This window comes from Chamaesiphon sp. GL140_3_metabinner_50, from assembly GCF_025361915.1.
Classification (GTDB): domain Bacteria; phylum Cyanobacteriota; class Cyanobacteriia; order Cyanobacteriales; family Chamaesiphonaceae; genus Chamaesiphon.
In genome coordinates this window covers 1-10,082 of record NZ_JANYJC010000348.1, presented here as the reverse complement: position 1 = coordinate 10,082, position 10,082 = coordinate 1, and the positions used below count along the sequence as shown (strand labels likewise).

The window sequence follows — 10,082 nt, the reverse complement described above, 5'->3', positions numbered from 1 at the left end:
GACAGGGCAGCCAGGTGAGAATATCTTCGGATTTGGCACTACACCAGCCGAGATCGGCGTATGGCTCGTGGCGATAGCCGACCATCGAATCTAGAGTGCTGGCGGCTTTGTATGCCATTGCCAGGGGCACAGCCCCGACTGTGGGGATAAATATGCCGACGATCGCGTAAAATAGCGGAGCCATCACCCCATCGATCGCATTTTCGGTAATAGTTTCTATAATGGCGCGATAGATTTCGGGAATGGTTAATTTATCGGTGTCTCTCCCGACATACATGCTCAACTGAGATCGGGCTGTTGCTAAATCTCCAGTCTCAATCGCGGCGACAACATCTTCAGCCGCTCGTCGCAAACTTCTACCAGCAAAACAGCTAGCTAATGCGATCGATTTGATGGCGATGCCCAGCCACGGATGAATCCAGTCGCAGGCAAAGATTATCAGCCATGTAACGCCTCCGGTACCAAAAATTAAGCCCCAACATAACACTACCCCCGCCAGCCTGCGGGCGATCGGAGTTTGGCAATATTTAAGGGCAATTCGCTCGAACCAGGAAATCGCCCAGCCCATAATCTGAACGGGATGCAGCCATTCCCACGGATCGCCGATCGCATAATCTAAGCCAGCAGCGATCGCTAAATAGGGAAGAGGTAATAGTGGATAGGAGATCGGGGGCATTTTAGCGATCGAATGTGCGCTTTTTCAGGGGGTTTAACGGCTTTTTACTGGCGATTTGGTGGCTTTATCGACTTTATCGGTTGAGTCGGTTTTAGTACGATTCTCGTTCTGTTTTTCCATCAGGGCAGCTTTGGCTTCGATCTCGCTAGGATTGCTGGGGGCAATGCCTTCGATCGAGATTAATGAATCCATTACCGACTTGACAATTGGTGCGGCGACATTCGAGCCAAAAGCTTTTTCTTTACCCTTGGGTTCGTCGATTGCGGCAAATACCACATAGTGACGCTGCCGATCTACAGGTAGAATTCCGACAAAACTGGTCACTTTTTTGTCATCTTGCGTATAGCCGCCCATTCCCGCTTTTTGAGAGGTACCAGTTTTACCTGCAATCCGATAACCCGCAATTTTCGCCTTCTCGCCAGAACCTTTATTGACGACTGTTTCCATCATTTCTAGCACGGCTTGGGCATTTTTAGGAGCGAAGATCTGACTGGGTTCGGGACGAACGGGATTATCTTTGCGGACACCCTCGCTATCGAACAAACCTTCCACCACATAAGGAGTCACCAATTTACCGCCATTGGCAATACTCCCAATCAGCCTGACTAATTGAATCGGCGTGAGCGAAAAACCTTGTCCGAATGCGGCATTGGCGGGATAAATTGGCGAAGCGACAAACTCTCGCCGACTGCGGACTTCGCCTTGTCCTTCTAATGGTAAATCGATTCCAGATTTTTGACCCAAGCCAATCCGCTGAAGCCAATCGTAGTAGGTATTTGGCTTGAGTCGCTGCATCATTTTCACCATCCCCACATTGCTAGAATGTTGGAGAATTTGGGCAACATCGATCTTGCCGTTGCCTTTTTTATCGGAGTTCCGAATGGTATAAGTACCAACTTTAATACTACCTTCATCGTAAAACTGGCTGGTGGGCACGATCGCGCGATTTTCGAGGGCGATCGCGACTGCAATGGGTTTAAAGGTCGATCCTGGCTCGTACAGGTCGGAAACAGCGGCATTTTGGAGTAGCAGCGGCGCGCGACGTTTGCCGACAAGTTTGCCATAATTTTCGACATCTCTAGCGTAGTGATTGGGATCGTAGGTAGGCATGACGACGAGAGCGCGGATGGCTCCAGTATCGGCATCCATTACAATTACTGTGCCCCGTTGCGCGTTCCATTCCTGCATTTTCTGAGTTAATGCTTCTCTAGCAGCACGTTGCAGCCGCAAATCTACGGTCAATTTTAGTTTTAAATCGTCACTGTGGAGATAATCTGACGTGACTCGATCGGGTAAAATCGACCCATTATTACCACCCGTTTTAGTCAGCCGATACCGGACTAAGTTGCGCTCTAGTAGTAATGATTGGCTTAGTTCTACGCCAGCTTGGGCTTTATGTTCCCAATCTAAATAGCCGACAACTTCAGAAAATGCATTATTTTGGGGATAAAATCGCGTATACTCGCGTTCGCCCTGAGCGGTTTCGAGTCCTTCTAATTTCAGGCTATCGAGGCGATTTTTGAGATTCTCTTGCAATTGGGACTGAATAAAAATTCGTGACTGGGGACGATTGAATTTCTCGACCAGTTCTCGGATACTGCATTGTAAAATTGGTGCCAGTCTTTGGGCGACTTCTAATGAGGTGAGCTTGACTTGCTTGCCATTTTTGGGTAACCCTTTACCGACCAGAACTTCGCTAAATTTGGCTGGATAGACATATAAGCTATAGCTAGGCGTATCTACCGCTATTTGATTGTCGGATCGATCGACGATCGTCCGCCGGGGTACAAATGGTCTTTTAGTCGTGCTTTGCTGCGCTTGCGCTTTGCTCTGCAAGAACGGCGCACGCACGATTTGTAACCAACACAATCGCCATAACAACCCCAGGGATGCCAACCCCAATACCAGCCAGACTCCTGTCAGTCTGGCACTGGTATATGGATGTCCGATCGACCTGCGACTTTTTCCCTGTTCTGACTGCTTCCGGCGATTATTGCTCATTCAACTAACGCATTGGTAATAAAAGGCACCGAAAAAATTTAATTCGATTGTATCTTAACGAAAATGTAACATTTGAGTCGATCGAACTGAAAAAATCGGTTAGGATCTGAACAATCTGCTACAGTCGATCTGGAAATAAATCTCGATAAAGTTCGGGTAGATAGGCATTTACATCGATTCTTCAGACAGTTGAGAGCATGTTCGCGTAACCTTTATTACTAGCTTGTGTTCGGTTGCAATTAGATATTTGATTTACCGATCGTCTGGTAAGTATCTATATCAGACAACAGATCTAAGCTATTGTTGATTACAATATCCACAAACCTAGTTGTTACAAATGAAACAGCATAGTAGTTCGATCGTCACTCTAGCACTAATCTTAGCTGCTGGTGGTACTAACCTCAAAGCTATTGCCCAAACCGCTGCCGATAAGTTCCCATTGCCTACAACAGTGCCATCGGGAACCAAAGTGCAAATCGAAGGTTCCAGCAGTATGCAAGCGGTCAATCAAGGACTCAAAGAGCGATTCCAAAAACAGTTCCCCGGCACAGATGTTGTCGTTCCTACCCAGTATCAAGGTAGCGATAGCGGCGTTAAGGCAATTGTCGCCGACAAAGCCGACGTAGTGGGTCTCGGTCGCGCTTTGACCAAAGCTGAAACAGCTCAAGGTGTCGCAGCTAAAACGATCGGTAGAGCCAAAATTGCCATCATTGTCAACGAGAAGAACCCATACACTGGCAACCTCACCCTAAAAGACTTTGCGAAAATTTATCGCGGCGAGGTCACTGATTGGTCGCAATTGCCCAGTGCTAAAGGTGCTAAAGGCAAAATTAAGGTGATAGACAGACCCGATACTAGCGATACTCGTCGCGCCTTTGCCAACTATCCAGTGTTTCAAAATGGCAAGCTCAGAACTGGCCGTAACGCTCAAAAGCTGACTGAAGATTCGACTCAAGCAGTTGTCGATAACTTGGGTGAAGATGGCATCGGTTACGCACCAGCCGACCAAATTAAAAACATTCCCGGAATTAGAGCCGTTACGCTCCACGGAACGCAGCCGGATAATGACAAATATCCATTTTCTCAGCCGCTGACCTATGCGTACAAAAATAAAGGTGGCAAAATTAGCGAAGGAACGAAAGCGTTTCTCGGTTATGTCAGCGACTCATCAGGACAAGCTGCTATCAAAGAAACGATCGCGGCTGGAACAGCAGCAGCAGTAGCTGGTGCGGCAACTACAACTACGCCTAGCAGTACGGATACGACGGGGACTACCGGAACGACGGGGACTACTGGAACGACGGGATCTACTGAAACTACTGGATCTACCACTACAGATGCGACCAATCCCGGTAGCAGTAGCAGCACAACCACTACTACTACCGAGACTACTACTCCCGTTCCAACTAAAGATGGTGCCAAAGGCGGAGTGCCTTGGTGGTTGGTATTATTCCCAATCGCTGGAGGACTATGGTGGCTGCTCGGACGGAAAAAACCGACCGAAACCGTTACCGCCGTCACACCTGCACCAGAAACAACACCCAGCATTAAACCGCTATATCCACCCCCACCAGCGCGAACTTCCAGAACCGATAGTTTATCTGGCGATTTATCGGGAGACTTATCTTCTAACTTCGGCGGTTATCGTCCATCGGGCGACCTGCGATCGGGCGACCTGCGATCGGGCGACTTGTCGGGTACGATGTCTACACCGACACCACCAACTCCCAAGACACCTAATATCAACTTTAACGGTGTCGTCGATGCAGTTGAAAATCGCTCTAAAGACATTAACTTAGCTGGTGGTGCGGCAATTGTGGGTGGTACCGCCGCCGCCGCAGCACTAGGGAAAGGACTCCTAGATGGAATGGGCGATCGCGCTCGCGATATTCATCCTCCCGAAATCAAAGCTTCCGACATCGACCTCTCAAACCCCCTAGAAGGGCTGAAAGATAAGTCTTCTAATCTCATCCCCGATTTGGACTTTGACAACCCGCTAGAGGGCATTAAGGGCAAGGCTAGCGAATCAATTCCAGATCTCAATCCGAACTTAACAGGTAATTTCGACACAAACTTCAGTAATGTTGATTTGTCCTCACCAGATCTGAATTTAACCAGTTTAGACAATCTAGAAATCCCCGATTTCAATGTCCCAGCAGCCGATGGACTCCAAATTAATCCCGATCTCCAGCCTCCCAGCGGTGACTTCTTTAAAGATGGTGGCATTGCTGCTGCTGCCGCAGGTGGGGCTGCCATTGCTGGCGGTGCGGGTAAATCGGTAAGTGATTTCTTTAGCGGTCAAAAAGATCTAGATTTATCTGACGATCTCTCTCTAGAAAGCACTGGCGATAACGATCCATTTAATTTTGGCGCGCCATTAGCACCAGCGACAGATAATGTCGATTTAATTCTCGATGACACTGAAGATCGCGCGTTTGACTTTAGCAATCCGTTAGATGCAATTAAAGATCGAGCTGGAGATCTTAAAGATAATGCTGCTGAATTAATCCCCGATTTTAACAACAGCGATCCCTTTGACTTTGGCGACGCATTCGATAATATCCAAAACAAAACTGGTGACTTTTTCACAGGTGGCGGTGCAGCAGCTAGCGCAGCCGGAGCCGCTGCCATCGCTGGTGGTGCAGCTTTATTTGGCAGCGGTCAAAAATCGCCAAGTCCGCAGTTCTCACCCAACCCAGAATTAGATACATTCGATCGCGATTTAGAAGCCATTAATCTAGACGATCTCGATGAAGATCCGTTCGCTGGCTTATCCGATCTCTTAGGCGAAGAGACTGGTGGTGTTAACAACGAAGCTCCCAAATCAGAGCCTAGCGATTTCCTCTCTGGCTTCAAAGATAAAGCAGCCGATTTACTATCAGATGGTAAAGATTTGGGCGGTGCAGCGTTAGCTGGTGGTGCCGCAGCCACACTAGGAGCCGGACAAGCAGTAAAATCGTTCTTCACAAGCAAAGATACGCCAACTGAAGATCGCGGTGAAATGTCTGGCAGTCTGTATAGTGAAGGTCAGATTACACTTGTTTCCCCCAACCCAACTCAAGCATACGCTCACTGGGAAATCCCCGTTCGTTTGAAGCGGCAGTTACGCGAACAAGGCGGTGAAAAATTGGTCGTTCGCCTGTACGATGTCACCAATGCTGATTCTAATATTGAATTACCAGCTACTTTCCAAGAGTTTGAATGTAGCGATTCAACTTGGGATTTAGAAATACCCATCAGTCAGAGCGAACATCGCTACTTAGCTGAAATTGGTTATGTCACTGGCAATGGCGGTTGGTTAATGTTAGCGCGTTCTGCACCATTATGGATTCGATCGACCGCAGGTTAGTTACAATTTAATTTTGCCTAAAAAGCAGTATCTTCCAACTGGAAGTTACTGCTTTTTTATCATATAAATTTTGGATTTTACGATAAAAAACTATTGTCTAACCACAGTTTTAAGAGCTTCTCGCAATCGTAATAAAGTTGCTGTCTGATAAAGATTGAGCGGTAATAAAGACACACCTTCTAACCGAGATTGCACCCAACCATCGCCCCAATGCCACTCATGATAACCATCGACACCATTACTAAGTATCAACCGCAAACACTGAGCATCAACTCGATCGACTTGAGAGTGTACCTTCAATAGACCGAGACTGTTGTCAAATTTGGCACCTACCGTTAGTAAATCTTCACTGGCAAAATTCACCTGCTGTGGAAACAACCACTTCTTCAGTGCCAAAGGCGATAATAATCGATCGCGAATCGTACTAGATGTCGCTGGAACTTCAATTCGCAATTCACTTCGTTGAAAATTACCGAGCATGATGGATGAGCTATGTGGGGATAAATCTAGTCTGCCATCGCCATCCGCAACTAAAATGTTAAAAGATTGCGGAATGTCGATCGGAGGCAGTGTAGTTATATCCTAACGCTAAATTAATTGTTAACTCTAGCTCCGTAAGCTCACAACCTATGAAATCTGCATATTTAATTACGATCGTTCTGACTTGTACCACAATCGGCTGCTCCTTACCAGCACGCGCCGACGTTGTTTCTAACGATAGCGTTCAAACAGCCGTAATTAACGGTCGGAACAATACCATCAATCAAAGCAACAATACAAGTATTCGCGGTAGTCTCAGAGGTGGCGATAATACAGCTACATCAGTCCGCAATGTTCAATCGGCAGATGTCGCAGGCGAAAGAAATACTGTCAACCAATCTAATGAAACTGAAGTTCGGGGACGGGAACGCCGTAACTAAGCCGCATCGAGCCAAATATCACCGCCGTTGCCACCCGCGATTCTTAGCTGTTGGCGACAAAAAAAATCGAATGCATCTACCACCACTATCTAACTCTGAGGTAACTATTATGTTCAACCGTCAGCTCAGCCTACTGGCGATTGCAACTCTGTTGCTATCGCCTAATTTAGTTCATGCCAACGAAATCGATATCGATCGAAATTTATCCGTTGGCAACATTCAAATTATTAATACCACTAACGGTACTCTTATTCAAACCCCCAACATCCAAGTCAATACTCCCACAACTACCGAACAGCCAGTACTCATCAGTCGGATTAAGCGACGCACTCGCATTCCCGCAGTTCGCCGCATTCCGACTACTACGAATACGACTACTATTCGGCGGACTACTGGGACTTCTGCACCACTAATTTTCAACAATAAAATTAATTCTACCCAGACAACTGTAACTACCACTACCTCGCCAGTACCCAACACCACCGTACCGACTCCTACAACAACCGTGCGGAGTTCGACAACTCGTACTTCGTCTGGAGATGAAAATACTTCGCAGTCTGGTTCCCAGTCTTCTACCAGCGAACAACAGCAGTCAGTTCAATGCAGTGGTAGCGGTACCGTTGTCAGTCAATCTTCATCTACCGTAAATGGACGTACGGTTAACTCTGAAGTACGCCGCAATTGTAATTAGGTGTTAGGTATTAGGCTTTAGGTTTTAGGTATTAGGTTTTAGGTTTTCATCCCACACTCCTCCAACTCCTTACTCCTTACTCCTTACTCCCTACTCTCCTCCAAATATCCCTGAATCAAAAGATCTGCACCAATTTGCTGCCAGGTGACTCGTTCTAATGCTAGCGCGTCACCCATCGAGCTAATGCTCAAATCTCCAACTGGCGAACGTGCGGCACTACCCCCGACAATTTTTGGCGCGATAAAAGCCAGTACCTTCTGAATCGCGCCAGCAGAGATCGCGCTAGCAGCTAGTGTACCGCCACATTCCCACAATACCGACAGATGACCGCGATCGTAGAGATGTTGCATGACTAATTTCGGGTCGAGCGCATCTAACTCTAACACCTCCACCTGTCGATCGCGCAGGTGTTTTTGCGTGTCTGGATTGGCACCGCGTTGAGTCACTACCAGCGTGGGAGCGAGATTCACATCCCATAAAATCGCATCGAGGGGCAGATCTAACGTTCGCGTCATGACTACCCGCAACGGATTGGGAGTACCGGGATCGTGACTGGTGAGATAAGGGTTATCGCGACGTAAGGTATTGCCGCCAATAATCACCGCATCGCAGCCAGCACGGAGGTGATGCACGTAGTGACGGGAAGATTCACCACTCACCCAAGTACTATGTCCGCTATCGGTAGCGATTTTACCATCGAGGGTCATCGCATATTTCAAAATTCCCAAGGGGCGATGATGGACGATTCGCTGTACGAAGCCTTCATTTAACTCTTCACAGGCGGCGGTTTCCACACCTACCACAACTTCAATTCCGGCTTGCTCTAACGTCTTAATCCCGCCACCAGCCACCAACGGATTGGGGTCTACCATCCCCACTACCACCTTCCCGACTCCTGCTGCTACCAATGCCGCCGCGCAGGGTGGCGTTCTGCCATAGTGGTTGCAGGGTTCGAGGCTGACATAAATTGTCGCTTCCCGCGCGCGATCCCCGGCGGCACGCAGCGCAAATACTTCAGCATGGGGCTGCCCTGCACCGGGGTGAAAGCCTTCACCGACAATCTCGCCATCTTTGACGATTACCGCACCGACGAGGGGATTTGGTGCTGTTTTCCCCCAAGCTTGTTTTGCTAGAGCGATACAGCGGTGCATCATATCTCGATCGAATTCTGTAAATTTCATAAATTGGGGAGATTGTCTAAGTAACCCAAGTTGCAAGTCTATGGGTCCTTAGTGAGATGGGTGTTAGGTTTTAGCTGTTAGGTTTTAGCTGTTAGGTTTTAGCTGTTAGGTTTTAGCTGTTATCCTATCGCTAATACCCAATACCTAATCCCTAATCCCCAAATCTTTAACCGTGGTGATGACTGGCAACTTGCATTAAGTAATAGTATAGGTTTTCCCGATTGTAGATCGCGCCTCTGGCGGGGCGAATCGTATTTATACCCATGACAACCGATCGAGAAACTGCTATTGTTAAGAAAGATTGCGTAAATAATTATGCTGGTACTATAAATTCTATGCCAGGTCTACCCCGTAGCTTGTCCAAACTCATTACTGTCTTTTGTGACTTTGATGGCCCAATCGTCGATGTGTCAGACCGATATTACAGTACTTATTACCAAGCATTAACCGATACTGCTAAATTTTATCGCGAACTTTCCGCACCGCGATCGATCCAAATCGATATTCTGCAAGCGTTTTCAGTTTTGACCAAAGCCCAATTTTGGCAAATGAAACAAAATCGCATTCCCGATCGAGACATCGCCCGTCAATCTGGCTTGAGCGAAACCCAAATTGATTTTTTCTTACACCGTGTTGTCGAAATTGTCAACCGTGCAGATTTACTAGCACAAGACAAAATTCAGCCCGGAGTTACTTGGGCATTGGGTTTATTGAAAGCTCAAGGCACTAAACTAATTTTAGTCACACTGCGCGATCGCGATGAAGCGATCGGCATTTTAGAACAATACGGACTCAGACAGCTATTTACAGGAATTTACGGCACTAACAACAGCGAAGCTGCCTACCAAAATTATTCAGAAATTAAGACTCAATTGCTCAAACAGGCAATGCGGGAGCATCAAATTACTGCCAAAAACTTAGACCACAGTTGGATGATCGGCGATACCGAAGCTGACGTTTTAGCTGGGCAAGCAACGGGAATTGCCACTATTGCGCTGACTTGCGGTATTAGGAGCCACCATCAGCTCACTCAACTTCAACCCACCCGGATCGAGAACGATTTACTGTGCGCCGCACATCGCTTAGTGGGGATGAATTATTTACTTTCGGCACCTTGCGGAGTTTGATCCAAGCGAGAAACGTTAAGTGCAGGCATCTGTTTCGAGATCTGCAATCTAGGGCAAGTAGGAAATAGGGCGTTGCTGGATCTCGATGAAATCTTCTGTAGGGGCAATTCATGAATTGCCCCTACAGAAGATTTCAT

Annotated in this window: 8 protein-coding genes; 4 read left to right on the top strand and 4 right to left on the bottom strand. The window is 47.4% G+C overall.

Annotation, left to right across the window (positions count from 1 at the left end; all coding sequences use genetic code 11):
* Both cbiB and Q0R35_RS17095 read right to left on the bottom strand, forming a co-directional pair.
* On the bottom strand, positions 1 to 676 hold a 676-nt coding region (gene cbiB, locus Q0R35_RS17100), incomplete at its 3' end, for an adenosylcobinamide-phosphate synthase CbiB (RefSeq protein ID WP_295621206.1).
* A gap of 33 nt (positions 677 to 709) precedes the next feature.
* On the bottom strand, positions 710 to 2,677 hold the full coding sequence (locus Q0R35_RS17095; protein ID WP_295621203.1) for a penicillin-binding protein 2: 1,968 nt from the start codon (positions 2,675 to 2,677) through the stop codon (positions 710 to 712).
* A 337-nt stretch (positions 2,678 to 3,014) separates the two neighbouring features.
* Here Q0R35_RS17095 and Q0R35_RS17090 point away from each other — a divergent pair, with 337 nt between their 5' ends.
* The gene (locus tag Q0R35_RS17090; protein ID WP_295621200.1) at positions 3,015 to 6,026 is read left to right on the top strand and encodes a substrate-binding domain-containing protein; all 3,012 of its coding nucleotides are present in this window, start codon (positions 3,015 to 3,017) and stop codon (positions 6,024 to 6,026) included.
* A 90-nt stretch (positions 6,027 to 6,116) separates the two neighbouring features.
* Here Q0R35_RS17090 and Q0R35_RS17085 read toward each other — a convergent pair whose 3' ends face one another.
* Positions 6,117 to 6,506: a hypothetical protein gene (locus Q0R35_RS17085; protein WP_295621197.1), complete on the bottom strand. Its 390-nt coding sequence runs from the start codon at positions 6,504 to 6,506 to the stop codon at positions 6,117 to 6,119.
* A gap of 149 nt (positions 6,507 to 6,655) precedes the next feature.
* On the opposite strand from Q0R35_RS17085, the gene Q0R35_RS17080 reads away from it, so the two are divergent.
* Together Q0R35_RS17080 and Q0R35_RS17075 are read left to right on the top strand one after the other, a co-directional pair.
* A complete protein-coding gene (locus Q0R35_RS17080) occupies positions 6,656 to 6,946 on the top strand; it encodes a hypothetical protein (RefSeq protein ID WP_295621194.1) in 291 nt (96 codons plus the stop codon).
* Positions 6,947 to 7,055: 109 nt separating this feature from the next.
* Positions 7,056 to 7,637, top strand: a complete 582-nt coding sequence (locus Q0R35_RS17075) for a hypothetical protein (protein WP_295621191.1) — start codon at positions 7,056 to 7,058, stop codon at positions 7,635 to 7,637.
* Positions 7,638 to 7,720: 83 nt separating this feature from the next.
* Here the strand turns inward: Q0R35_RS17075 and ribD are convergent, their stop codons facing one another.
* Positions 7,721 to 8,818, bottom strand: a complete 1,098-nt coding sequence (gene ribD, locus Q0R35_RS17070) for a bifunctional diaminohydroxyphosphoribosylaminopyrimidine deaminase/5-amino-6-(5-phosphoribosylamino)uracil reductase RibD (protein ID WP_295621188.1) — start codon at positions 8,816 to 8,818, stop codon at positions 7,721 to 7,723.
* A 335-nt stretch (positions 8,819 to 9,153) separates the two neighbouring features.
* Here ribD and Q0R35_RS17065 point away from each other — a divergent pair, with 335 nt between their 5' ends.
* Positions 9,154 to 9,945 carry an HAD hydrolase-like protein gene (locus Q0R35_RS17065; RefSeq protein WP_295621185.1) on the top strand — a complete coding sequence of 264 codons (792 nt, stop codon included), beginning with the start codon at positions 9,154 to 9,156 and terminating at the stop codon, positions 9,943 to 9,945.
* The last annotated feature ends 137 nt before the right edge of the window (positions 9,946 to 10,082 follow it).